The following is a 24,854-nucleotide window of genomic DNA, read 5'->3' on the forward strand; positions in this document are numbered from 1 at the left end:
ATGATCAATTCGCCCCGAGTGTGCATTCAGGTACAAAGCGTCTACATTGAGGCGCAATCCTCACCTGATGATGAACGTTACGTTTTTGCTTATACCGTGACTATCCGCAATTTGGGGCGAGCGCCAGTGCAGCTGTTGGGACGTTATTGGTTGATAACCAATGGTCATGGGCGCGAAACCGAAGTTCAGGGTGAAGGTGTGGTTGGCGTTCAGCCACACATCGAACCTGGCGAAGAGTACCAGTACACCAGCGGCGCCGTTATTGAAACGCCGCTGGGCACCATGCAGGGTCATTACGAAATGATCGATGAACAAGGGATCGCCTTTACCATCGACATTCCCGTGTTCCGACTCGCCGTTCCAACACTCATTCATTAAAACAATAGCTATGGCAACATACCTCATTGGCGACGTTCACGGTTGTTACGATGAACTGGTAGCCTTGCTGCACCAGGTAGACTTTAATCCCGCACAAGACACCTTATGGCTCACCGGCGATCTGGTCGCGCGTGGGCCGGGTTCGTTAGACGTTTTACGCTACGTTAAATCGCTGGGCGACAGCGTGCGCCTGGTATTGGGTAATCACGATTTACACCTGCTGGCCGTGTTTGCCGGCATCAGTCGTAATAAACCAAAAGACAGAGTCACATCGCTGCTCGAAGCGCCGGATGCTGACGAATTAATCAACTGGCTTCGTCGTCAGCCGTTGCTGCAGGTAGACGAAGATAAAAAACTGGTCATGGCGCACGCTGGCATTACCCCTCAATGGGATTTGCAGACCGCGAAAGACTGTGCACGCGATGTTGAAGCCGTGTTGTCGAGCGACTCGTATCCGTTTTTCCTCGATGCAATGTACGGTGACATGCCAAACAACTGGACCCCGGAGCTGACCGGGCTGGCGCGCCTGCGTTTTATTACCAACGCCTTTACACGCATGCGTTACTGCTTCCCCAACGGTCAACTGGATATGTACAGCAAAGAGTCACCAGAAGACGCGCCTGCCCCGCTGAAGCCATGGTTTGCCATTCCTGGACCTGTCAGTGAAGCGTACAGCATTGCATTCGGGCACTGGGCATCGCTGGAAGGCAAAGGCACACCAGAAGGTATTTACGCGCTGGATACGGGGTGTTGCTGGGGAGGCGATCTCACCTGTCTGCGCTGGGAAGACAAACGCTACTTTGTGCAGCCATCAAATCGCCATTTGAATATGGATCCCGGCGAAGCGGTCAACGCCTGAGAGATTTATGCCTGATGGCGCTACGCCTATCAGGCCTACATCGGGTACAAGAGTAGGCCGGATAAGGCGTTTTGCCGCCATCCGGCACTTACAGTATTAACGACGTTCCAGAATCTCGAAGCAATAGCTGTGGGAGTTTTGCGCGTCGGCATCGTGGAATTCACTGAACACTGACTCCCAGTCATCCGGTTCGTAGTCCGGGAAATGGGTATCCCCTTCGACTTCAGCATCGATATGCGTCAGATACAGCTTCTGCGCTTTTGGCAGGAACTGCTCATACACGCGCCCACCGCCAATCACCATAATCTCTGGTTCATCGCCGCAGGCCGCAATGGCTTCATCAACAGACTTCACCCACTGCACACGCTCGTCGGTGCCAGGCTTGCTGCTGATGACGATATTTTTACGCCCCGGCAACGGTCGCCCGATGGATTCCCAGGTATGGCGCCCCATGACGACCGGCTTGTTTAAGGTATTACGTTTAAACCAGGCGAGATCGGCAGGGAGGTTCCACGGCATGGCGTTTTCCATACCGATGACGCGATCTACCGCTAACGCCGCAATCAGACTGATCATTGAATATTTCCCGGATACAAAAAAATTGTCGCCACTATACGGAAAGCGCAATCTTTCGTCGACTGGCGGAAAGAGGATGAACAGGAAAATTTTCCGTTCTGCTGGCGAACCGACCTATTTAAGGTGGTACGCCAGCATTACAGTAGTTCAAAAACAGCCAATTAGCAGTAAAGTTTGCAGAACATCACATTTTTTACCCTATGCTGACGGTTTCACTTCCGGCTCATCGGCGACGTCGCCCGTATGCTTACCTTCATCCGTGCCTTGCCAGCCATGGCGTTGAATTAACGATAAGTGCTGACGATCTTCCGCAATAATTTCACTCAGCATTGCGCTGGTGCGTTTATAAACGGCCGCGCGGGAAGTCGCGTCATTTTCCCCTTTCACCATCTCCTCTACCATCATGGTATTGAATCGGCGGAATACGTCCGCCCGCTCACGTGCCTCATAGCGCCCAAGCCCTAGACTTTCCAACGCCAGTCGCCCGGTTTTTAATGCGCCTTCAAAGGTTTCACGTTCCGGCATGTCCACCCCGGCCTGGCGCAGACGGATGTAGTGATCCACATCGCGCGCACGGGCAATAATTTGCAAATGCGGGAAGTGATCTTTCACCATCTCGGTCAGTTGCAGGCTGGTTTGCGGATCGTCGATGGCATTAATGATCACTTCCGCTTTGGCTGCTCCCGCAGATTCCAGCAGATCCATCCGGGTCGCATCGCCATAGAAAACCTTCATCCCGAATTTACGCAGCGTTTCGATATGGTCCGGGTCATGATCAAGAACCACCATTTTGACCCCACTCGACAACAACAGACGACCGGTTATCTGGCCAAATCGCCCAAATCCAGCGATGATTACCCGCGGTTGTTCTTCATCAATTTCATCCGCTTCACGTTCTTCACCGGTAGCCGATTTTTCCAGACGCGTCAGGACAACCAGTAAAATCGGTGTCGCCGCCATCGACAGCGCGACCGCCAGCGTCAGCGCTTTCGCCCAGTCAGGATCGAGCACATTTGCCATTTGCGCCGCGCCAAACACCACAAAGGCAAACTCACTGCCCTGCCCTAACAATACGGCAAACCAGCGGCGCTGCTTGTTCGGCACCTGCAACGGTTTCGCTATCAGCCACAGCATGACGGTTTTAATCACCAGGAAACCGACCAGCAAAATGATAATGCGCAAGGGATTATCAATCAGTGTACCAAAGTCGATAGACATCCCCACGCCGATGAAGAACAGCCCCAGCAGCAGCCCTTTAAACGGCTCAATATCACTTTCCAGCGCGTGGCGATACTCTGAGCTCGCCAGCAGCACGCCGGCCAGAAACGCCCCCATCGCCATCGACAGGCCAACCTCTTCCAACAGCAGACCAAAACCGAAAACGAGGAACAGCGCAACGGCGCTGAACACTTCCCGCAGACCCGAACGCGCAACAAAACGCAAGGCAGGACGGGTGACATAACGCCCTAACAGCACCACCAGCACCAGCGCGCCCGCTACCTTAAGAGCAGACAATGCAAATGCCCCCAGCGTGGTCGATGCACCGCTCGCTGCAAGTAAGGGGATCATTGCCACCAGAGGAATGGCTGCGATATCCTGGAACAGCAGTACGGCAAATGCGCTACGCCCCAGTTGCGACACCATCAGGTTGCGTTCATTCATCGCCTGCATCGCGATGGCCGTCGAGGAAAGCGCCAGCGTCATGCCAATCAGCTCCGCCACCTGCCAGCGCAGGCCGAGGAACATACAGAACAAACCAATCAAACCGCCGCAAACTACCATCTGTAGCGCGCCGCCGCCGAACACCGAAGCCCGCAGTTTCCACAAACGTTGCGGATCCAGCTCCAGGCCGATGACAAACAGCATCAGCACCACGCCGATCTCCGCAAAATGCAGAATTGATTCGGCATCCGTCACCAGTCTTAAGCCCCACGGACCAATGATGCACCCGGCGATGAGATACCCCAGTACCGACCCTAGCCCCAGCCGCACGGCGATGGGGACAATCAGCGCCGCCGATCCGAGATAAATCAGCGCCTGTATCAGCGTATGGCTATCCATGGTGTTCCTCCTGCCATTCCATCAGACGTTGTTTATAGTGGCGCGCCTGCGCCTGCAGCGTTTCGTCATCACAGATAAACGTACAGTGCATCGCAAACGGCGGCAGCCATTTGAGGCCGCAATAGAGCGCTGTTGCTTGTAGAGGCTGGGAAAGCACGTCAAAACCAGGATGGGAGCCGATATCAAAGTGGTTTTCGCCGCCGCCGGTGGTTACTGCCCACATCAGGTGTTTGCCATGCAGCGCGGTACCGCCGTGACCATACGCCCAGCCGTGGGAGAGGACCTTATCCATCCACAATTTGAGTAACGGAGGAGTGCTGTACCATTGCATGGGATGTTGCCAGATAATCAGACTCGCACGTGACAGCGCGTCCTGTTCTGCGGCGATATCGATATTGAAATCGGGATAGAGTTCATAGAGCGAACGAACCTCCACCCCCTCCAGCGTCCTTGCCTGTTCAAGCATCCGCTTATTCGCATGCGAATGCTGCGGATAGGGATGCGCATAAATGATGAGGATCATGATTAGCCTGTTTCACTGCATTATTGTAATAACAGTGAGTTTAGTCAGTTAATCCACAGGCTAACAGCCAATATTATTGAGTAGATAAATGGAAAAATCTGAGTTAGTTGTCCAGCTCGCTCATATCCTTAACCTGATCGCGGTTAATCTGTTCCGTCTTACCGGTTTCGGCATTTTTGTATGACACCAGGCCGGTATCGTCATCAACCTGCGGTTTGCCGTCGGTGACGATGGTTTTACCATCGGTGGTTTTGACCGCCTGGTTTGAGGAGCAACCGGCTACCGTAAACAGTGCTGCGGCGGTAAAAATAGAGGTGATCAGGATATGTTTTTGCATGGTGTTCTCCCTGCTTTTCAGTCATTTTCAGTGATATACCCGGTTAACTGTAGTCTAACTGACTGAGTTGCAGGGAAAATACAGAACACTCCTAATAGCCTGCCCTGACCACCGGCTTACTACGAATCGTCATTTGGCTGGTTTGCGCCAACGTCAGACCTCGCGTTTCCGGGGCGAAAGCGATGGAAACGAGCAGGCCAACCAGCGAAATTCCCGCGCCCATCAGCATGACATTGCTGATACCGTATTTGGTGATGAATACCGGCAGCGCCCAGGTTGAAACAATGGTGCCGATACGGCTTAACGACATAATCACCCCGACGGCAGAGGCACGAATATCGGTGGGGAACAGTTCGTTAGGGTATAGCCACTGCAGATTTCCGGGGCCCCCTGAGAAAAACGCGTACACGGCAAACGCCAACACCACCAGCCATGCACCCATATCAGGGATTAGCCCCAGCACGGCCAGCGCCAGCGTCATCATAATAAAGCTGCCAATCAACAGCGGTCGACGGCCCGCGCTATTGAGCCAGAACATGGGAGGAATACACCCCAGCATAAAGCACAGGCTGATTACCACATTGCCCAATGCGGCGCTTTTTCCAACACCAAGGCCCAGCAAGCCAACAATCTGCGGACCAAAGGTGTAAATGGCAAACATCGGAATCACCTGGCAGGTCCAGATGGCGGCAACAAACAGGACAAACGGGAAGTGTCGGCGATTAAACAACTGGAGAAAGCGCGTTTCCTGCGGCGCTTCTTCGTCGAACACCACCGGTTCGCCAAACAGTTTGATCATCATCTCCTCGCACTCTTTCACCCGACCTTTTCGCAACAGCCAGCGTGGCGATTCAGGAAGATCGAAACGCCCAATCAGGATCAAAATGCAGGGGATCACCGCGCTGCCGAGCATCCAACGCCACCCGCCCTCAACATCATACAACCAGTAGCCGACCAAATCGGCACAGGTGGCACCGACATACCACATCGCGGCGATAAAACCGATGGAGAAAGCGCGCTGACGGGTATTGGAGAACTCGGTAATCATCGAGGTCGCGATCGGGTAATCAGCGCCGATCACCACCCCGATTAGCACCCGCATCACTAACAACTCAACGGGCGAGGAGACAAACATGGTTGCCGCCGATATCACGCCAATGGCGATAATATCGATGATAAACATTTTGCGGCGTCCGACCTTATCGGAAATGTAGCCAAACAGCGACGTCCCGACAAACAGACCGGCGAGCGTACCGGCCCCCAGCAGACCAATCCACTCGGCATCCAGTTTCAACGCTGGCGTGAGCTGTTCCAGCGCCACGCCAATCATCACCAGCACATACCCATCCAGGAATGGCCCACCGCTGCCCCACAGCATTATCCGGCGGTGAATAGAGGTAAATTTGATGTCATCAAAGTTCCTGGGCTGCTGCATAGCGACTTCCTGTTTCAACACGGACAAAGCGTCATCTGTAGGCCGGATAAGGCATTTACGCCGCCATCCGGCATTGGCGCCACATGATTGCCGGATGACGACGCTACCGCATCTTATCCGGCCTACGGGTGCACAACCTGGTACTTATTAGCCGTAGCGGAACTCCACGCCAAACGTCCCACGCGGGTATTCCCATTTCTCCAGCGCCGTATCGAGTCCAAGAATTCGACACGTCCCACACTCCAGGCACCCGGCGTAATCAAAACGTACGCTGCCGTCGTCCTGCTTTTTATACAGTCCAGCCGGGCAGGCCTTAATCAGCACCTCCAGCGCCTGTTTATCAGGATCGGTTTTGAGAATGATGTGCGGGCTGTCTTCATCGACATTGAACTTATTGACGCCCAGTTTGACGTCCACATTGACGGGAGATGTCATAATACGGTCACTCCTTTCAGGCCATCTTTCATCAGGTTGATGAAGCCCACTTTCTTCGCATGGCGCAGGATTTTTTTGCGCATTGGCACTGGGGCGGAACCATCCACGGTGAACAGGTCGCGCGCGATACTGACCGCCATTTCGGGATAGGCGGTAAACATGCGTGGGTTATCAAGAAAAGCAGGCAGCTTCTGGTACATACGCATATCGCGCATCGGGCCATCGTCCAGATGCTGACGGTATTCACCCAGTGACTGCTTGCTAAAGTCGTCGCGCTTCATGGCTGAAAGCACCGTTTTCGCCGCCGCTTCGCCTGCGGAAATGGCGAGATCCATACCGCGAATGGTAAAGCCGAGGTTCATACACATTCCGGCTGCGTCACCAGCAATCAGTACGCCATCACCCACCAGTTCTGGCTGCATGTTGATACCGGCTTCCGGTACGACGTGCGCGGCATATTCCACCAGCTTGCCACCGGCGATCAGCGGGGCAACCGCCGGATGCTGTTTGAAATCTTCCAGCATTTGCGGGACCGATTTTTTCGCGTCTTTCAGATGATGAAGGCCGCAGACCAGCCCCAGAGAAAGGGTTGTGTCGTTCGTATAGAGAAAGCCACCGCCCATCAATCCATCGGTTGGCGACCCGGCAAACAGACAGGCTGCGCCTTCGTTCCCCTGTAACTGGAAACGATCTTCAATCACTGATTTTGGCAATTCGATCAGCTCTTTTACACCGACGGCAACATGTGATGCCTCGACGCGCTTTGCCATGCCCAGCTTTTCCGCCAACAGAGAATTTACGCCATCAGCAAGGATCACGACTTTGGCTTCCAGAATATCGCCATCGGCTTCCACGCCTACGACTTTACCCTCGCGCTGCACAACGTTATCCACGCGAATACCGGTGATGAGCTGAGCTCCCGCCTCTTCGGCCTGTTCCATCAGCCAGGCGTCAAATTTGCTGCGTAAGACGGAATAAGAAACCTGCGACGATGCGGCGTCTTCGCCATTGCAATAGTCGATGGTCATCGCCCCTTTGTCGGTCATAAAGGCGAGTTTTTCGTGGGTGATGATGCGTTCAATGGGGGCCTGCTCAGCAAAACCGGGAATGATGCGCTCCAGGCTATGCGCATACATGCGCCCACCGGTGACATTCTTCGCGCCAGCAGAATTGCCGCGCTCGATAACCAGCACCTGTGCGCCTTCCCGAGCCAGCACCAGCGCCGCAACCGAACCAGCCAGACCTGCACCCACGATGATGGCATCAAAGATATCTTCGGACATATGTACTCCTGTCAGCGGCAGGACACCTTCGCATCCTGCCCGAATGGTTTAACGCGCTAAGGCCGCCGTCAGCGCAGGCAGGATCTTCAGCGCATCACCAACGATGCCGTAATCCGCATACTGGAAAATCGGCGCATTTTTATCTTTGTTAATGGCGAAAATCGTCTGTGCGCCGTTGGCACCGACCATATGTTGGATCTGCCCGGAGATCCCCACGGCCAGATACAGTTCAGGCTTAAGCATCAGGTTGGAGATGCCGACGTAGCGTTCATGCTCCATCCACTTCTCGTTTTCCGCCACCGGACGGGAACAGGCCAGCTCAGCGCCAATCGTCTGGCACAGCGCTTCTGCCAGCGAGATATTTTCTTTGCTACCAATACCGCGTCCCACGCTGACCACCAGACGGGCTTTGTCGAGATCAACGCTGTTGCTCTGACGCGCCTGAGTTGCCGTACGCGTTACGGCAATGGCCGGAGCCTGCCATTGCACGGTATGCATTTCGCCGCTGCGGGTGCTATCCGGTTGCTGCGCGTCAAACGTTCCGCTGCTGAGCGTTACCACGGCAAACGGCGAAGCGATGGTTTCTGCCCCTATCGCCAGGCCGCCGTAAACCATATGTTTGACCGCCGCTTTTCCATCCTGCACGGCGACTGCGCTGGCGTCATTTGAGACTGCCGCTGACAAACGAAAACCCAGTTTTGCCGCCAACAGCTTGCCCCGACGCGTGTTCGGCAGCAGCACTGCGCCGCCCTCACTGTGCTGAAGAATCGTCTCAGCCATTACCCCGGCGTAATCCTCCATCATGCGATCTTCTGGCTTACCGCTGAGCAACCAGGCATGATCCGCACCTAGCTGGAATGCCATCGCGCTATCAGCGTCACTCAGTACGAATGTGTTAACTTTTTCACCTAAAGCCTGCGCACCACTCATCAGTTCCGGCAGACGAGAAGGGGTATCGCTGAATACCCAGACACTGGAAAACTTGTTCATAACATCCCCTGATAATTAAATGATTTTGCGAAGATTCTCGACAAACGCGGCAATCTGTTCTTCACCGTCACCTTCAATCACAACGCGCTGACGCTCGCGCTGTTTCGGCGCAGCAACCTGCTGTGCGGAATACGCCTGCACGCTGTTCAGCCCAATGTCTGCAGGCGACCAAACCTGAACCGGTTTTTTCGCCGCGCCAAGAATGGCTTTCATGGAAGGGATTTGAGGGGTGTTGATGTCAGTTGAGACCGCAATCACCGCTGGCAGCGGTATGCTCAGTGTTTCGACTTCATCTTCCAGTTCACGCTCTACCGTCAGAGTGCTGTCGGTAAGAGAGAGGATTTTACTCACGCCATTAATCGTGGGAACGTTCAGCGCTTCGCCCACCAGCAGACCAACCTGCTGAGCATAAAGATCGGAAGAACCGTCGCCGCAAATAAGCAGATCAAAACCTGATTTTTGCGCGGCGGCAGCCAGCGCAGTGGCAGTTTGTTGCGGCAGCGCCTGTTCAAATTGATCGTCAATGACAACAATCAGTTCATCAGGGCCACGGGAAAGCACATCTTTGCGCCCTTTTGCATTGGTCAGCGCTTTGCCGCCGACGCTCATGGCCACAACCTGGGCCTCGCCTGCCTGTTGTTTTAACTGACAAGCCGCTTCGATCGCATTCAGATCGTATTGGCTGATTTTGCCATCCGCTTTGCTGAAATCGAGCGAACCATCAGCATTATTAATCGCAATATCCTGTTCATCAGGTACGCATTTGTAGCAAGTAATTATCTTCATTGCATCTCCAGAAATCATGAAGGAAACGTATTTATATCGGCGGTGTTAAATACAGATATCACGCTCTTTAATTCGGAAATAAAACCTTAATCACCAATATTGAAAATGTCACACATTGAAATTCGTAACTTTCAATAGTGTTACGTACCTCACCAATATTGAAAGAATTACGTCAAATATGAAAATTTTCAATATTGTCTGCGGGTTCAACAATATTGAACGCCAGTCACTTAAAAAAGTTAAAAAACTACAAACAACATATTGATAAATAACAAAAAATACAGAATATCCAAGCGAATTAACCAGCGTAGAAAAGTGTGACACAGGTAACAGAATCGCCCGAAATGAATACTCATTATGAGTTACTCACTGAGGCGTTCCCAGAGGTTAAAAGTTATCAACAAATCATTAATAACAAATAAACAAAAGATCATGCACGGGCTCGCTAAATAAATTTCGTTTTCACACTGGAATTCACTTATGAAAAATGAAAAGAGAAAGTCGGGAATTGAACCGAAGGTTTTTTTTCCGCCATTAATAATAGTTGGAATACTTTGCTGGCTAACAGTAAGAGATCTTGATGCCGCTAACGTCGTTATTAATGCGGTATTCAGTTATGTCACCAATGTCTGGGGTTGGGCATTCGAATGGTATATGGTCGTCATGCTTTTTGGCTGGTTCTGGCTGGTTTTTGGCCCATATGCCAAAAAGAAATTAGGCGACGAAAAACCGGAGTTTAGTACCGCCAGCTGGATCTTTATGATGTTCGCTTCCTGTACATCCGCCGCAGTGCTGTTCTGGGGTTCCATCGAGATCTACTACTATATCTCTACTCCCCCCTTTGCTCTCGCCCCTAACTCTACAGGTGCGAAAGAAATAGGCCTGGCGTACAGCCTGTTCCACTGGGGGCCGTTGCCGTGGGCAACCTATAGCTTCCTCTCCGTTGCCTTCGCCTACTTCTTCTTTGTGCGCAAGATGGACGTCATCCGTCCCAGCTCTACGCTGGTACCGTTAGTGGGCGAAAAGCATGCGAAAGGGCTGTTCGGCACCATCGTTGATAACTTCTACCTGGTGGCGCTGATTTTTGCAATGGGTACCAGCCTCGGTCTGGCGACGCCGCTGGTAACCGAGTGTATGCAATGGCTGTTCGGTATTCCGCATACGCTGCAATTAGATGCCATCATCATTACCTGCTGGATCATTCTGAACGCCATTTGCGTGGCTTGTGGCCTGCAAAAAGGGGTCAGGATCGCCAGCGACGTGCGTAGCTACCTGAGCTTCCTGATGCTGGGCTGGGTGTTTATCGTCAGCGGCGCCAGCTTCATCATGAACTACTTCACCGACTCGGTCGGCATGCTGCTGATGTATCTGCCGCGTATGCTGTTCTATACCGATGCCATCGGCAAAGGCGGCTTCCCGCAGGGCTGGACTGTTTTCTACTGGGCATGGTGGGTCATTTACGCCATCCAGATGAGCATCTTCCTGGCGCGTATTTCTCGTGGTCGTACCGTACGTGAACTGTGCTTCGGGATGGTGCTGGGCCTGACCGCCTCCACCTGGATCCTGTGGACAGTCCTTGGCAGCAATACCCTGCTGCTGATGGATAAAAACATTCTCAACATCCCACAGCTGATTGAACAGCACGGTGTGGCGCGCGCCATTATCGAAACCTGGGCCGCCTTGCCATTCAGCACCGCCACCATGTGGGGCTTCTTTATCCTTTGCTTTATTGCCACCGTCACGCTGATTAACGCCTGCTCTTACACCCTGGCGATGTCCACCTGTCGCGAAGTCCGCGACGGTGAAGAACCACCGCTGCTGGTACGTATCGGCTGGTCGGTACTGGTGGGCGTCATCGGTATCGTTCTGCTGGCGCTGGGCGGGCTGAAGCCCATCCAGACGGCGATTATTGCCGGAGGATGCCCGCTGTTCTTCGTCAACATTATGGTGACGCTGTCCTTTATTAAAGACGCCAAAGTGCACTGGAAAGACAAGTAATTCTCATTAACTCAATTGATCAAGAGGCTGAAAGATGGATTTCAACTTAAATGACGAGCAGGAGCTGTTTGTCGCCGGTATTCGTGAACTGATGGCCAGTGAGAACTGGGAAGCTTATTTTGCCGAGTGCGATCGCGACAGCGTCTACCCTGAGCGTTTTGTGAAAGCGCTGGCGGATATGGGCATCGATAGCCTATTGATTCCGGAAGAACACGGTGGACTGGAAGCGGGATTTGTCACCGTGGCCGCCGTCTGGATGGAACTCGGCCGCCTCGGCGCGCCAACCTATGTGCTGTACCAGTTACCGGGGGGTTTTAACACCTTCCTGCGTGAAGGGACTCAGGAACAAATCGATAAAATCATGGCGTTCCAGGGAACCGGTAAGCAGATGTGGAACTCTGCAATCACCGAGCCGGGAGCGGGATCGGATGTTGGCAGCCTGAAAACCACTTATACACGTAAAAATGGTAAGGTTTATCTTAATGGCAGTAAGTGCTTTATCACCAGTAGCGCCTATACCCCATACATCGTGGTGATGGCGAGAGATGGCGCATCGCCGGATAAACCTGTTTACACCGAGTGGTTCGTTGACATGAGCAAAGCGGGTATCAAGGTCAACAAACTGGAGAAACTCGGTCTGCGCATGGATAGCTGCTGTGAAATCACCTTTGACGACGTTGAGCTGGACGAGAAAGACATGTTCGGTCGGGAAGGTAATGGTTTCAACCGCGTGAAAGAAGAGTTTGACCATGAACGCTTCCTCGTTGCACTGACCAACTACGGTACGGCAATGTGCGCGTTTGAAGACGCCGCGCGCTACGCCAATCAGCGCGTGCAGTTTGGCGAAGCTATCGGCCGTTTCCAGCTGATTCAGGAGAAGTTTGCGCATATGGCGATCAAACTGAACTCCATGAAAAACATGCTGCTGGAAGCCGCGTGGAAAGCGGATAACGGTACCATTACCTCGGGCGACGCGGCCATGTGCAAATACTTCTGCGCCAACGCGGCATTTGAAGTGGTAGATACCGCCATGCAGGTGCTGGGTGGCGTGGGTATCGCGGGTAACCATCGCATCACACGCTTCTGGCGTGACCTGCGCGTTGACCGCGTTTCTGGTGGTTCTGACGAAATGCAGATCCTGACGTTGGGTCGTGCGGTACTCAAGCAATACCGTTAATCGACCCCTTGTAGGCCTGATAAGACGCTCGCGTCGCCATCAGGCAATTATGCCGGATGGCGCTGTGCTTATCCGGCCTACATACCGCAAAAAAATGCCAGGAGCAAAATTATGGATCACTTACCAATGCCAACCTTTGGCCCACTTGCCGGGGTACGCGTTGTCTTTTCAGGGATCGAGATTGCCGGTCCGTTCGCCGGACAGATGTTCGCCGAATGGGGTGCAGAGGTTATCTGGATTGAAAACGTTGCGTGGGCCGATACCATCCGCGTACAGCCTAACTATCCGCAGCTCTCACGTCGTAACCTGCACGCCCTGTCACTCAATATTTTCAAAGATGAAGGTCGGGAAGCGTTTCTGAAGCTCATGGAAACCACCGATATCTTCATTGAAGCCAGTAAAGGCCCGGCCTTTGCCCGTCGCGGTATTACCGATGAAGTGCTGTGGCAACATAACCCAAAACTGGTTATCGCCCACCTTTCCGGCTTCGGCCAGTTTGGTACCGAGGAGTACACCAATCTTCCGGCGTATAACACTATCGCGCAGGCGTTCAGCGGCTATCTGATCCAAAACGGCGACGTTGATCAGCCAATGCCTGCCTTCCCGTACACCGCCGACTACTTCTCAGGGATGACCGCAACGACAGCGGCGCTGGCTGCCCTGCACAAAGTACGCGAAACGGGCAAAGGTGAAAGCATTGATATCGCCATGTACGAAGTCATGCTGCGCATGGGTCAGTACTTCATGATGGATTACTTTAACGGCGGCGAAATTTGCCCGCGTATGACCAAAGGCAAAGACCCGTATTACGCTGGCTGCGGCCTGTATAAATGCGCCGATGGTTATATCGTCATGGAGCTGGTCGGCATCACGCAAATCAACGAGTGCTTCAACGATATTGGCCTTGCCCACATTCTTGGCACACCGGAAGTCCCGGAAGGCACCCAGCTTATCCATCGCGTGGAATGCCCTTACGGCCCGCTCGTGGAAGAGAAACTGGACGCGTGGCTGGCAACGCACACCATCGCCGAAGTCCAGGCGCGCTTTGCTGAGCTAAATATCGCCTGCGCGAAGGTGCTGACCATTCCGGAACTGGAAGGCAACCCGCAGTACGTTGCCCGTGAGTCTATTACTCAGTGGCAAACGATGGACGGTCGCACCTGCAAAGGACCGAATATCATGCCGAAATTTAAAAACAACCCGGGGAAAATCTGGCGTGGCATGCCGTCACACGGCATGGATACCGCCGCCATTCTGAAAAACATTGGATATAGCGAAGCAGACATAAATGAGCTGGTCGGCAAAGGCCTGGCCAGAGTTGAGGAATAAACACGACGCGCTGACCCGCGAATGGGTTAGCGCTCACGCCTGATTTCAGTGGATAAAGCAATATGGATATCGTTGGCGGACAAAACTTACGTCTGATGTGGGACGACCTGGCCGGGGTGTACGGAGATAAAACGGCGTTAATTTTCGAATCCTGCGAAGGAAACGTTCGGCAGTTTAGCTATGCCTCGCTCAATGAAGAGATTAACCGCACGGCGAACCTTTTCCATTGCTTAGGGATCCGCAAAGGCGACAAGGTCGCGTTGCATCTGGATAACTGTCCGGAATTCATCTTTTGCTGGTTTGGGCTGGCAAAAATTGGCGCCATCATGGTACCAATTAATGCCCGTTTGCTGGGTGAAGAAAGCGCCTGGATCCTGCAAAACAGCCAGGTAAGCCTGCTGGTCACCAGCGCCAAGTTTTATCCTATGTACCGCCAGATACGGCTGGAAAATACCACACCGCTTAATCATATCTGTCTGATTGGCGAACAGCTTCCGGTTGACGACGGCGTGAGCCACTTTACCCAACTGCAATCCCGCCAGTCCGCCACGCTGTGCTATACACCTGCGTTATCCACTGACGATACGGCGGAAATTCTGTTTACCTCTGGCACCACCTCACGGCCTAAAGGGGTGGTGATTACCCACTACAACCTGCGATTTGCCGGCTACTACACTTCCTGGCAAATCGCCCTGCGCGATGACGACGTCTACATGACGGTGATGCCCGCTTTTCATATCGACTGTCAGTGTACGGCAGCCATGGCGGCATTCTCCGCAGGCAGCACCTTTGTGCTGTTGGAAAAATACAGCGCCAGGGCGTTTTGGGATCAGGTACGTAGATACCAGGCGACGGTCACCGAATGCATTCCGATGATGATCCGAACGCTGATGGTTCAACCCCCAGCACCAACGGACAGACAGCATCACCTGCGCGAGGTAATGTTCTATCTCAATTTATCCGAGCAGGAAAAAGACGCCTTTACCGAACGTTTTGGCGTCAGGCTGCTGACCTCCTATGGTATGACCGAAACCATCGTCGGCATTATCGGCGATCGCCCTGGAGACAAACGGCGCTGGCCTTCAATTGGTCGCGTGGGGTTTAGCTATGAAGCCGAAATCCGTGACGATCACAACCGTCCCCTGCCCGCCGGAGAAATTGGCGAAATCTGCATTAAAGGCGTGCCGGGCAAAACCATCTTCAAAGAGTACTATGCCCAGCCGGAGGCTACCGCCAAAGCACTGGAACCTGAGGGTTGGTTACATACCGGAGATTCGGGTTACCAGGATGCGGACGGTTTTTTTTATTTCGTCGACAGGCGCTGCAACATGATTAAACGCGGCGGGGAAAATGTCTCCTGCGTCGAGCTGGAAAATATTATTTCTGCGCATCCGAAAATTCAGGACATTGTGGTTGTCGGTATTAAAGATTCGATCCGTGATGAAGCCATTAAAGCTTTTATCGTCCTTAATGAAGGTGAAACATTAAGCGAAGCTGAGTTCTTCAGTTTCTGCGAAAACAATATGGCGAAATTCAAGGTTCCCTCGTTTATGGAGATCAGAACTGACCTGCCGCGCAATTGTTCAGGAAAAATAATCAAAAAAAATCTGAAATAACCCTTCCGGCTGGAATTCCTCCTGTCGGGAAATCTATTTATCTGGAGATGAACTATGAGTGAATCATTACATCTGACCCGTAATGGCCCGATCCTGGAAATTACATTAGATCGCCCAAAAGCGAATGCCATTGACGCCAAAACCAGTTTTGCCATGGGCGAGGCTTTTCTTAATTTCCGTGACGATCCGGAATTACGCGTCGCGATTATCACCGGCGGCGGTGAGAAATTCTTTTCTGCGGGCTGGGACTTAAAAGCGGCGGCCGAAGGTGAAGCGCCGGATGCCGACTTTGGCCCAGGCGGTTTCGCCGGTTTAACCGAAATTTTCGACCTCGATAAGCCGGTTATCGCCGCGGTCAACGGCTATGCGTTTGGGGGCGGTTTTGAGCTGGCGCTGGCAGCGGATTTTATCGTCTGTGCGGAAAATGCCTGCTTCGCGTTACCAGAAGCCAAACTGGGGATCGTGCCTGACAGCGGCGGCGTACTGCGTCTGCCGAAACTGCTGCCGCCGGCTATCGTCAACGAAATGGTGATGACCGGCAGACGAATGAGTGCCGAAGAAGCGCTACGTTGGGGTATCGTCAACCGCGTTGTCAGCCAGAGCGAACTGATGGATAGCGCGCGCGAACTGGCGCAGCAGCTGGTGAATAGCGCCCCGCTGGCGATCGCCGCGCTGAAAGAGATTTATCGTGCAACCAGCGAAATGCCGGTGGAAGAAGGCTACCGTTACATCCGCAGCGGTGTGCTGAAGCACTATCCGTCAGTGCTGCACTCCGAAGATGCGCTCGAAGGACCGCTGGCATTTGCAGAAAAACGCGATCCGGTGTGGAAAGGTCGTTAATGTGACTATGCCGGATGGCGCTTCACTTATCCGGCCTACAACACATGCACAACCTTAGGCCGGATAAGGTGTTTACGCCGCCATCCGGCAAAAAAAATCGAGGAGCAACTATGAGCTATTACGCCTTTGAAGGCCTGATTCCGGTAGTGCATCCAGAGGCGTATGTTCATCCCAGCGCCGTGTTGATTGGTGATGTGATCGTGGGGGCTGGCGTCTACGTCGGCCCACATGCCTCACTGCGCGGTGACTATGGTCGCCTGATTCTGGAGGCAGGTTCTAACGTGCAGGATGGCTGCATCATGCACGGTTATTGCGACACTGACACTATCGTGCATGAGAATGGGCACATCGGTCATGGCGCAATCCTGCACGGTTGCGTGGTGGGCAGAGATGCGCTGATCGGCATGAACAGCGTCATTATGGACGGCGCAGTGATTGGTGAAGAGAGCATTGTCGCCGCCATGAGCTTTGTCAAAGCCAGGTTTCAGGGGGAGGCAAGGCAGATGCTGGTGGGCTCACCCGCTCGCGTATTGCGTGAAGTCACAGATCAGGAGCTGCACTGGAAACGGCTGAACACCAAAGAGTATCAGGATCTTGCGATCCGCTGTCGGGCAGGTTTACGCGAAACACAGCCCTTAACGCAGGTCGAAGAAAACCGGCCGCGCCTGCAAGGCACGACAGATGTGAAACCGAAATCGGCCCAGTAATCTATGCCGGATGCGCTGACGCTTATCCGGCCTGCGAGTCAATCACCGTTAACGCTGTCATCAGGTAAGCTAATCATTAGCGACGCATGCTTTTTGACAGCATCATCTGCCATTTCTGCTCACGGTTGAGCTCTGTTGGGGGAACGGCAGACAGTCGCGGTGTTTTCGCCACACTCACCTTTTTTTCCTGCAAATTGTGGCTCAATCGGTTGTAGAGGTGAGAATCAATACTGATGACTTTTACCAGACGCTGGCACTGGCAGCCCCGGCCTGCTATCTGGTTAGGGATCATCTTAACTTCACAAACAATTTCTCCCACTTCCGACAGAATATAAGAGAGCGTATTAATTGCTTTGCAGTGTTCAATATCAAAATGGCGGGAAATCTCCTTTGCGGTGATCCAACGATCTTCAGCCATCATCCAGTCAGCAATTAACAAATAGAGCGGTCTTTCAACATATTTTTCACACATAAGCACACCATTTCACAAATTAAAAATCTGGCTACGGCCTGTCCAAATTAATAAAAACTAAGCCATATTAAAATTGTGGATATAAAAGATAGTATGCGACTTGAATGTTGATTAGTGTGAGCAATATCGTGCTTATTACATTGAAAATGTGGTTATGAAACTGCATTTGGCCAGGAATGACCTTACGAGAGATAAAAAAAGGGTTTCTTTACAGAAACCCTTTCAAGATTATATTGCAGGTCCGGTTAACGCAATTATCACCGGACTCTTTGTTTATGACTTTTTGATCTGCGCGTGCATTTCCTGCACCGAGGTCACCTTCTCAGTGGCATCGGCATTCAGCGCCATCGCCGTCGCGAAACCGCCGTTCAGGGTAGTGTCATAATGCACTTTATACTGCAGTGCGCTGCGGCGAATCAGCTTAGAGTCTTCAATCGCCTGACGACCTTCGGTGGTGTTGATGATGTAAGTGTACTCGCCATTCTTGATACGGTCCTGAATGTGCGGACGCCCTTCATGCACCTTGTTCACCAGACGTGGATTGATACCCGCTTCGCCCAGCACAATCGCCGTGCCGTGCGTGGCATCCAGCTCGAAACCAAACTTCAGCAGCTTCGCCGCCAGGTCAACCACGCGCTCTTTATCGCCTTCGCGAACGGAGAGCAATGCACGACCCTGTTTTTTCATGGTGGAGCTGCTACCCAGCTGTGCCTTGGCGAACGCTTCCGCGAAGGTACGGCCCACGCCCATCACTTCCCCGGTAGAGCGCATTTCTGGCCCTAACAGCGGGTCAACGCCCGGGAACTTATTGAACGGCAGCACCACTTCTTTTACCGAGTAGTACGGCGGGATAACTTCTTTGGTGACGCCCTGCTGTGCCAGCGTTTTTCCGACCATTACGCGCGCCGCGACTTTCGCCAATGGTACACCCGTTGCTTTGGAGACGAATGGAACGGTACGTGCCGCACGCGGGTTCACTTCAATCAGGTAAACTTCGTTATTCTTCACGGCAAACTGGACGTTCATCAGACCGCGAACCTGCAGTTCGAAGGCCAGTTTCTGCACCTGCTGGCGCATTACATCCTGAATTTCCTGGCTCAGCGTGTACGCAGGCAGAGAACATGCGGAGTCACCTGAGTGTACACCCGCCTGTTCGATGTGCTCCATGATGCCGCCAATCAGCACCATTTCGCCGTCGCAGATAGCATCGACGTCCACTTCAACCGCATCATCAAGGAAACGGTCCAGCAGCACTGGCGCATCGTTAGAAACGCTGACAGCCGTCTGGAAGTAGCGACGCAGGTCGGCTTCATCATAGACGATTTCCATCGCGCGACCGCCGAGAACGTAGGACGGACGTACCACCAGCGGGTAACCAATCTCTTTTGCCTTTTCAACAGCCTGTTCAATGGCCGTTACGGTGGCGTTCGCCGGTTGTTTCAGCTTCAGACGGTCAACCGCGTGCTGGAAGCGCTCACGGTCTTCCGCACGGTCGATGGCATCCGGGCTGGTGCCGATTACCGGCACGCCTGCGGCTTCCAGCGCACGCGCCAGCTTCAGCGGAGTCTGACCGCCGTACTGCACGATAACGCCTTTCGGCTTCTCGATGCGCACGATTTCCAGCACGTCTTCCAGGGTTACCGGCTCGAAGTACAGACGGTCGGAGGTGTCGTAGTCGGTAGAAACGGTTTCCGGGTTACAGTTGACCATGATGGTTTCATAACCGTCTTCGCGCAGCGCCAGCGAGGCGTGTACGCAGCAGTAGTCAAACTCTATACCCTGGCCGATACGGTTTGGACCGCCGCCCAGCACCATGATTTTATCGCGGTCGACGGACGGATTCGCTTCACACTCCTCTTCATAAGTGGAGTACATGTAAGCGGTGTCGGTGGCAAATTCTGCCGCGCAGGTATCCACGCGCTTGTAGACCGGGTGCAGGTTGTACTGGTCACGCAGCTTGCGGATTTCCGCTTCGCGAACGCCGGCCAGTTTCGCCAGACGCGCATCGGCGAAACCTTTACGCTTCAGCATGCGCAGGAAGTCAGCGTCGAGGCCGTTGATGCCAAGGTCAGCTACTTTTTCTTCCAGGCGCACCAACTCTTCAATTTGCACCAGGAACCAGCGGTCGATGTTGGTCAGGTTGAACACGCCGTCGACGGACAGACCCGCGCGGAAGGCATCGGCGATATACCAGATACGCTCAGCGCCCGCGTCTTTCAGCTCGCGGCGAATTTTGGTCAGCGCTTCAGGGTCGTCCAGGCTTACTTTCGGGTCAAAGCCGGTCGCGCCGACTTCCAGACCGCGCAGCGCTTTCTGCAGAGATTCCTGCTGGGTGCGGCCAATTGCCATCACTTCACCGACAGATTTCATCTGGGTGGTCAGGCGGTCGTTAGCACCGGCGAACTTCTCGAAGTTGAAGCGTGGAATCTTCGTCACAACGTAGTCGATGGACGGCTCAAACGAAGCCGGAGTACGGCCACCGGTGATATCGTTCATCAGCTCGTCGAGGGTATAACCAACTGCCAGCTTGGCGGCAACTTTAGCAATCGGGAAGCCGGTGGCTTTGGACGCCAGCGCAGAGGAGCGGGAGACTCGCGGGTTCATCTCGATAACAATCAGGCGACCGTTTTTCGGGTTTACCGCAAACTGGACGTTAGAACCGCCGGTTTCTACGCCGATTTCACGCAGTACCGCCATCGAGGCGTTACGCATGATTTGATATTCTTTGTCGGTCAGCGTCTGGGCAGGTGCTACGGTGATGGAGTCACCGGTATGGATGCCCATCGCGTCGAAGTTTTCGATGGAGCAGACGATGATGCAGTTGTCGTTTTTATCACGCACCACTTCCATCTCGTACTCTTTCCAGCCAATCAGCGATTCATCAATCAGCAGTTCGTTGGTTGGGGAAAGATCCAGACCGCGTTCGCAGATTTCTTCGAACTCTTCACGGTTGTAAGCGATACCGCCGCCGGTGCCGCCCATGGTGAAGCTAGGGCGGATAATGCACGGGAAGCCAACGTCAGCGGCAACCGCCAGCGCTTCTTCCATGGTGTGAGCGATGCCTGAACGCGCGGTGTCGAGACCAATCTTCTTCATCGCGATGTCGAAGCGACGACGGTCTTCCGCTTTATCAATGGCATCCGCCGTCGCGCCAATCATGGTCACGCCGAACTCAGCCAGTACGCCCTGGCGTTCCAGCTCCAGCGCACAGTTCAGCGCCGTCTGGCCGCCCATGGTTGGCAGCACCGCATCCGGGCGCTCTTTCTCAATGATTTTGCGTACCACTTCCCAGTGAATCGGCTCGATGTAAGTCGCATCGGCCATTTCCGGGTCGGTCATGATGGTGGCCGGGTTGGAGTTCACCAGAATGACACGGTAACCCTCTTCACGCAGGGCTTTACACGCCTGTGCGCCGGAATAGTCAAACTCACACGCCTGGCCGATAACAATCGGACCCGCGCCCAGAATCAGGATACTTTTTATGTCTGTACGTTTTGGCATGGCTCTTTTACTCCTGATTATTTCGCGGACTGACGGTATTGCTCAATTAACTCGATAAAGTGGTCGAACAGCGGTGCAGCGTCGTGCGGACCCGGACTCGCTTCAGGGTGACCCTGGAAGCTGAACGCTGGCTTATCGGTGCGATGAATCCCTTGCAGGGTGCCGTCGAACAGCGACTTGTGGGTCACGCGCAGATTGGCCGGCATGGAGGCTTCATCTACCGCAAAACCGTGGTTCTGCGCGGTAATCATCACCGTGTTGTTGTCGATATCTTTTACCGGATGGTTACCGCCGTGATGGCCAAACTTCATCTTAATGGTCTTCGCACCGCTCGCCAGCGCCAGCAGCTGATGGCCAAGGCAGATACCAAATATCGGAATATCGGTTTCGAGGAATTTCTGAATCGCGGTAATCGCGTAGTCGCACGGCGCCGGGTCGCCAGGGCCGTTGGACAGGAAGATACCGTCCGGATTCATCTTCAGAACGTCTTCTGCTGCGGTTTTCGCTGGAACCACCGTCAGGCGGCAGCCGCGGTCCGCTAACATACGCAGAATGTTACGTTTAGCGCCGAAATCGTAGGCCACAACGTGGAACGGCAGTTCATCGGCAGATTTGGCTTCCGGCAGGTCACCGGCCAACGTCCAGCTACCTTGCGTCCAGCTATACGGCTCCGCGGTGGTGACTTCTTTCGCCAGGTCCATACCGTTGAGTCCTGGGAACGCTTTCGCTTTTTCCAGCGCCAGCGCGGCATCCGGGTTATCGCCCGCGATGATGCAGCCGTTTTGTGCGCCCTTTTCACGCAGCAAACGCGTCAGCTTACGGGTATCAATATCGGCAATCGCCACAATGTTATGGCGCTTGAGGTAAGAAGAGAGGTCTTCGGTATCGCGGAAGTTACTGGCAATCAGCGGCAGGTCGCGGATGACCAGACCTTGCGCATGTACCTGAGAAGATTCTGCATCGGCTTCATTGGTGCCGACATTACCGATATGAGGATAAGTAAGAGTGACGATTTGGCGGGAATAGGAAGGATCAGTGAGGATTTCTTGATAACCGGTCATTGAAGTATTGAAAACGACTTCCCCAACCGCCGAACCTGTTGCCCCTATGGCCCGACCGTGAAACTGGGTTCCGTCTTCCAGAACCAATAGCGCTGACTTAATCAAAACACCCTCCAGAGAATATTCACTCACTTTATTTGCATATTAATTCATTAACACATCATGAATCAATGCAAATTTGCTTACCTATGGATTTCTGGCAAACGGCGGCATTCTAGAGATAGCCCACGTAAAAGTCTACCCAAAAGGACAATTTTTATTATTATTTTGCGCCACTGACGAATTAACCCGCCCCCAGGCATCAAAAAGATCAACTAACTTAGAGTGGAAAACGCTTGCGGAGCAGGAAGAGTATTAAATCTCATGAGAAAGAGATAAAAAGTAGACCAAATGGTCAAAATTCACATTTCACCAACACAAGATGATATAAAATCATATAAAAATAGAAAACCCAATACAAAATCGACTTGAAATTGATAAAATAAAGGGCAATAAAATATTGCCCCATGTAATCAAATAATTACGACTACAATAACCACATCACGAAGGGTAGTAAACATTATAAATTGCGTAAATCAAGCACATCTCGCATATCAAAAAGACCATTTGACTTAGATTTAAGCCAAACCGCCGATCTTACTGCACCGTTAGCGAATGTCATACGGCTGGAGGCTTTATGCGTAATCTCGATGCGCTCACCAATATCAGCAAACATCGCGGTATGTTCCCCAACAATATCTCCCGCACGCACCGTAGCAAAACCGATCGTGCCCGGTACGCGCTCGCCGGTGTAACCCTCACGGGAATAGACCGCGAAGTCTTTCAGATCTTTATCCAGCGCCCCGGCGATCGCTTCGCCCATCGCCAGCGCAGTGCCTGACGGCGCATCCACTTTATGGCGGTGGTGCGCTTCAATAATTTCAATGTCGGTATAGTCACCCATCACTTTCGCGGCTTTCTCCAGCAGCTTAAGCATGACGTTGACGCCCACGCTAAAGTTCGCGGCGAAGACGATGCCAATATCCTGTGCGGCATCGTGAATAGCCTGTTTACCCGCGTCATCAAAGCCGGTAGTACCAATCACCATGCCTTTGCCGTGCTGGCGGCAAAACGCCAGATGCGCCAGCGTGCCTTCCGGGCGGGTAAAATCGATGAAAACATCGAAATCATCTTTCACCGCTTCAAGGCTACTTTGTACCGTAACGCCCGTTTTCCCGGCTCCGGCTAACTCTCCGGCATCGCTGCCCAGTAAGGAAGAGCCTTCGCGCTCCAGCGCCGCGCCAAGCTGTACGCCTTCCATACCCAGCGTGGCCTGAATCAACTGACGCCCCATGCGTCCTCCGGCTCCCGCGATGGCAACGCGGATTTGTGCATCATGCATAGCTATTCTCTTTTGTTAATTTTACGTAAATCGTTTTCAGATTAACCAGCGTATCACTGCGCCGCCAGCCGAAAACATCGATAATTAGAATTTAATGATAAACAGGGAAAGATATCAGTAAAAGGCATGACGCCACGGAATAAGCAGCGTCATATTGTTATATAGCGTGGAAATCAGGGGGCCAGTGCCAGAACGTGCGCCACCCACTGCTGGAAACCCTCGACATCCAGCCCCAGTGCCACCTGGACATTAGCAGGTTGCCCCAGCCGCCCTTCGATATCTACTACCGTTGTGCCAGAGGTATATTCCCCCTGCGTTTCAACGGCGACAAAACAGGGCTTGAGCGTAAAGAGATCCGGGCGCACCAGCCAGGCAATAGCGCACAGGTCGTGCATGCGCAGCCCCGTATTCATACTGCCGCTACGGTAATGGCTAAACAGCGCGTGCAGCATTTTTCCCGTCTGGTTAAGCTGAGGCAACGTCGCCAGGTAGTCCGGGGCGAGCATAGCCTGGTTGGTCACGTCCAGGCCGCACATTACGATCTCCAGCCCACTCTGGAAGACTTTCGCTGCCGCTTCCGGGTCGATAGCAATATTAAACTCGGCGTTTGGCGTGAAGTTCCCGCGCCCGGCAGAACCGCCCATAATTACCAGGCGCTTAATGTTAAATACGCATTCAGGATAATGGGTCAGCAGCAACGCAATATTTGTCAGGGGACCAATTGCCACCAGCGTCACGGGCTGTGAGGCATGCATCAGCGCATCGCGAATGGCCTGGAATGCGGGTTTTGCCATCGCCTGGCGGTCGTGCTCGACAAAATCATACCCTTCCATACCGGACTCGCCGTGCACGGAAGCGGCATCACGCAGCGGCCGCACCAACGGCATTGATGCCCCCTGCGCCAGTGGAACATCCGCATTCCAGAAGTGCAGCAGTTGCAACGCATTACGGGTGGTTTTTTCCACCGACACATTGCCTGCTACCGTGGTCATCAGTTGCAGATCCAGCTCAGGGGCAAACAGCGCGGCGGCAATGGCGGCGGCATCATCAATGCCGGGATCGGTATCAAGAATGATCGGTAAGCGCATGGTTTCTCCATAAAAAAATGC

22 protein-coding genes are annotated in these 24,854 nt (G+C 53.2%); 8 read left to right on the plus strand and 14 right to left on the minus strand.

All coding sequences use genetic code 11. The features are described from left to right. Positions 1-378 (plus strand): Co2+/Mg2+ efflux facilitator ApaG/CorD, encoded by a 378-nt coding sequence (gene apaG / locus OGX91_RS14500; protein ID WP_003018867.1) that lies wholly within the window; start codon positions 1-3, stop codon positions 376-378. A 10-nt stretch (positions 379-388) separates the two neighbouring features. Further along, complete coding sequence (gene apaH / locus OGX91_RS14505; RefSeq protein WP_286626613.1) at positions 389-1,237, plus strand: bis(5'-nucleosyl)-tetraphosphatase (symmetrical) ApaH; 849 nt, start codon at positions 389-391, stop codon at positions 1,235-1,237. Between the two features lie 96 nt (positions 1,238-1,333). Here the strand turns inward: apaH and folA are convergent, their stop codons facing one another. The 9 genes from folA to OGX91_RS14550 all read right to left on the minus strand — a co-directional run bounded on the left by folA (position 1,334) and on the right by OGX91_RS14550 (position 9,663). Beyond that, positions 1,334-1,813: a type 3 dihydrofolate reductase gene (gene folA / locus OGX91_RS14510; protein WP_155021515.1), complete on the minus strand. Its 480-nt coding sequence runs from the start codon at positions 1,811-1,813 to the stop codon at positions 1,334-1,336. 198 nt (positions 1,814-2,011) lie between these two features. Beyond that, positions 2,012-3,874 (minus strand): glutathione-regulated potassium-efflux system protein KefC, encoded by a 1,863-nt coding sequence (gene kefC, locus OGX91_RS14515; RefSeq protein WP_286626615.1) that lies wholly within the window; start codon positions 3,872-3,874, stop codon positions 2,012-2,014. Continuing rightward, entirely contained in the window at positions 3,867-4,397 is a 531-nt protein-coding gene (gene kefF, locus OGX91_RS14520; RefSeq protein WP_040230164.1) for a glutathione-regulated potassium-efflux system oxidoreductase KefF, read from the minus strand. Before kefF ends, kefC begins: the two co-directional genes overlap by 8 nt. Positions 4,398-4,500: 103 nt before the next feature. Beyond that, entirely contained in the window at positions 4,501-4,734 is a 234-nt protein-coding gene (locus OGX91_RS14525) for a YgdI/YgdR family lipoprotein (protein ID WP_005124493.1), read from the minus strand. A 91-nt stretch (positions 4,735-4,825) separates the two neighbouring features. After that, complete coding sequence (locus OGX91_RS14530) at positions 4,826-6,169, minus strand: MFS transporter (protein WP_005124490.1); 1,344 nt, start codon at positions 6,167-6,169, stop codon at positions 4,826-4,828. A 147-nt stretch (positions 6,170-6,316) separates the two neighbouring features. Next, a complete protein-coding gene (gene fixX, locus OGX91_RS14535; RefSeq protein ID WP_000203736.1) occupies positions 6,317-6,604 on the minus strand; it encodes a ferredoxin-like protein FixX in 288 nt (95 codons plus the stop codon). After that, positions 6,601-7,887 (minus strand): FAD-dependent oxidoreductase, encoded by a 1,287-nt coding sequence (locus OGX91_RS14540; protein WP_199947471.1) that lies wholly within the window; start codon positions 7,885-7,887, stop codon positions 6,601-6,603. The genes fixX and OGX91_RS14540 overlap by 4 nt, the downstream gene beginning before the upstream one ends. Positions 7,888-7,935: 48 nt before the next feature. Then, complete coding sequence (locus OGX91_RS14545; RefSeq protein WP_188232450.1) at positions 7,936-8,877, minus strand: electron transfer flavoprotein subunit alpha/FixB family protein; 942 nt, start codon at positions 8,875-8,877, stop codon at positions 7,936-7,938. 15 nt (positions 8,878-8,892) lie between these two features. Further along, entirely contained in the window at positions 8,893-9,663 is a 771-nt protein-coding gene (locus tag OGX91_RS14550; RefSeq protein WP_040230169.1) for an electron transfer flavoprotein FixA, read from the minus strand. Between the two features lie 480 nt (positions 9,664-10,143). Between OGX91_RS14550 and caiT the strand changes: the two genes are divergently transcribed. The 6 genes from caiT to caiE all read left to right on the plus strand — a co-directional run bounded on the left by caiT (position 10,144) and on the right by caiE (position 17,330). Continuing rightward, on the plus strand, positions 10,144-11,661 hold the full coding sequence (caiT, locus tag OGX91_RS14555; protein WP_040230170.1) for an L-carnitine/gamma-butyrobetaine antiporter: 1,518 nt from the start codon (positions 10,144-10,146) through the stop codon (positions 11,659-11,661). 34 nt (positions 11,662-11,695) lie between these two features. Then, positions 11,696-12,838 (plus strand): crotonobetainyl-CoA dehydrogenase, encoded by a 1,143-nt coding sequence (gene caiA / locus OGX91_RS14560; RefSeq protein ID WP_005124373.1) that lies wholly within the window; start codon positions 11,696-11,698, stop codon positions 12,836-12,838. A 111-nt stretch (positions 12,839-12,949) separates the two neighbouring features. Continuing rightward, positions 12,950-14,167, plus strand: coding sequence for an L-carnitine CoA-transferase (gene caiB, locus OGX91_RS14565; protein ID WP_040230171.1), 1,218 nt, complete (start codon positions 12,950-12,952; stop codon positions 14,165-14,167). 62 nt (positions 14,168-14,229) lie between these two features. Beyond that, positions 14,230-15,783: a crotonobetaine/carnitine-CoA ligase gene (caiC, locus tag OGX91_RS14570; RefSeq protein WP_286626620.1), complete on the plus strand. Its 1,554-nt coding sequence runs from the start codon at positions 14,230-14,232 to the stop codon at positions 15,781-15,783. A 54-nt stretch (positions 15,784-15,837) separates the two neighbouring features. After that, complete coding sequence (caiD, locus tag OGX91_RS14575; protein ID WP_199947467.1) at positions 15,838-16,623, plus strand: crotonobetainyl-CoA hydratase; 786 nt, start codon at positions 15,838-15,840, stop codon at positions 16,621-16,623. Between the two features lie 110 nt (positions 16,624-16,733). Next, positions 16,734-17,330, plus strand: a complete 597-nt coding sequence (caiE, locus tag OGX91_RS14580; RefSeq protein ID WP_199947466.1) for a carnitine operon protein CaiE — start codon at positions 16,734-16,736, stop codon at positions 17,328-17,330. 76 nt (positions 17,331-17,406) lie between these two features. Here caiE and caiF read toward each other — a convergent pair whose 3' ends face one another. From caiF to rihC, 5 genes are all read right to left on the minus strand, one after another. Next, on the minus strand, positions 17,407-17,802 hold the full coding sequence (gene caiF, locus OGX91_RS14585; RefSeq protein ID WP_003018912.1) for a carnitine metabolism transcriptional regulator CaiF: 396 nt from the start codon (positions 17,800-17,802) through the stop codon (positions 17,407-17,409). Positions 17,803-18,075: 273 nt separating this feature from the next. Next, complete coding sequence (gene carB / locus OGX91_RS14590; RefSeq protein WP_005124094.1) at positions 18,076-21,303, minus strand: carbamoyl-phosphate synthase large subunit; 3,228 nt, start codon at positions 21,301-21,303, stop codon at positions 18,076-18,078. Between the two features lie 17 nt (positions 21,304-21,320). Further along, positions 21,321-22,469, minus strand: a complete 1,149-nt coding sequence (carA, locus tag OGX91_RS14595; protein ID WP_040230177.1) for a glutamine-hydrolyzing carbamoyl-phosphate synthase small subunit — start codon at positions 22,467-22,469, stop codon at positions 21,321-21,323. 454 nt (positions 22,470-22,923) lie between these two features. Further along, on the minus strand, positions 22,924-23,745 hold the full coding sequence (dapB, locus tag OGX91_RS14600) for a 4-hydroxy-tetrahydrodipicolinate reductase (RefSeq protein WP_286626623.1): 822 nt from the start codon (positions 23,743-23,745) through the stop codon (positions 22,924-22,926). Positions 23,746-23,918: 173 nt separating this feature from the next. After that, a complete protein-coding gene (gene rihC / locus OGX91_RS14605; RefSeq protein ID WP_155021511.1) occupies positions 23,919-24,833 on the minus strand; it encodes a ribonucleoside hydrolase RihC in 915 nt (304 codons plus the stop codon). Between the last annotated feature and the right edge of the window lie 21 nt (positions 24,834-24,854).

It is taken from the genome of Citrobacter sp. Cpa228 (genome assembly GCF_030333085.1).
Taxonomy (GTDB): domain Bacteria; phylum Pseudomonadota; class Gammaproteobacteria; order Enterobacterales; family Enterobacteriaceae; genus Citrobacter; species Citrobacter pasteurii.

Coding starts and splice junctions, on each gene's coding strand:
- apaG (WP_003018867.1), top strand. CDS start 1: ATGATCAATTCGCCCCGAGTGTGCATTCAGGTACAAAGCGTCTACATT.
- apaH (WP_286626613.1), top strand. CDS start 389: ATGGCAACATACCTCATTGGCGACGTTCACGGTTGTTACGATGAACTG.
- folA (WP_155021515.1), bottom strand. CDS start 1,813: ATGATCAGTCTGATTGCGGCGTTAGCGGTAGATCGCGTCATCGGTATG.
- kefC (WP_286626615.1), bottom strand. CDS start 3,874: ATGGATAGCCATACGCTGATACAGGCGCTGATTTATCTCGGATCGGCG.
- kefF (WP_040230164.1), bottom strand. CDS start 4,397: ATGATCCTCATCATTTATGCGCATCCCTATCCGCAGCATTCGCATGCG.
- OGX91_RS14525 (WP_005124493.1), bottom strand. CDS start 4,734: ATGCAAAAACATATCCTGATCACCTCTATTTTTACCGCCGCAGCACTG.
- OGX91_RS14530 (WP_005124490.1), bottom strand. CDS start 6,169: ATGCAGCAGCCCAGGAACTTTGATGACATCAAATTTACCTCTATTCAC.
- fixX (WP_000203736.1), bottom strand. CDS start 6,604: ATGACATCTCCCGTCAATGTGGACGTCAAACTGGGCGTCAATAAGTTC.
- OGX91_RS14540 (WP_199947471.1), bottom strand. CDS start 7,887: ATGTCCGAAGATATCTTTGATGCCATCATCGTGGGTGCAGGTCTGGCT.
- OGX91_RS14545 (WP_188232450.1), bottom strand. CDS start 8,877: ATGAACAAGTTTTCCAGTGTCTGGGTATTCAGCGATACCCCTTCTCGT.
- OGX91_RS14550 (WP_040230169.1), bottom strand. CDS start 9,663: ATGAAGATAATTACTTGCTACAAATGCGTACCTGATGAACAGGATATT.
- caiT (WP_040230170.1), top strand. CDS start 10,144: ATGAAAAATGAAAAGAGAAAGTCGGGAATTGAACCGAAGGTTTTTTTT.
- caiA (WP_005124373.1), top strand. CDS start 11,696: ATGGATTTCAACTTAAATGACGAGCAGGAGCTGTTTGTCGCCGGTATT.
- caiB (WP_040230171.1), top strand. CDS start 12,950: ATGGATCACTTACCAATGCCAACCTTTGGCCCACTTGCCGGGGTACGC.
- caiC (WP_286626620.1), top strand. CDS start 14,230: ATGGATATCGTTGGCGGACAAAACTTACGTCTGATGTGGGACGACCTG.
- caiD (WP_199947467.1), top strand. CDS start 15,838: ATGAGTGAATCATTACATCTGACCCGTAATGGCCCGATCCTGGAAATT.
- caiE (WP_199947466.1), top strand. CDS start 16,734: ATGAGCTATTACGCCTTTGAAGGCCTGATTCCGGTAGTGCATCCAGAG.
- caiF (WP_003018912.1), bottom strand. CDS start 17,802: ATGTGTGAAAAATATGTTGAAAGACCGCTCTATTTGTTAATTGCTGAC.
- carB (WP_005124094.1), bottom strand. CDS start 21,303: ATGCCAAAACGTACAGACATAAAAAGTATCCTGATTCTGGGCGCGGGT.
- dapB (WP_286626623.1), bottom strand. CDS start 23,745: ATGCATGATGCACAAATCCGCGTTGCCATCGCGGGAGCCGGAGGACGC.
- rihC (WP_155021511.1), bottom strand. CDS start 24,833: ATGCGCTTACCGATCATTCTTGATACCGATCCCGGCATTGATGATGCC.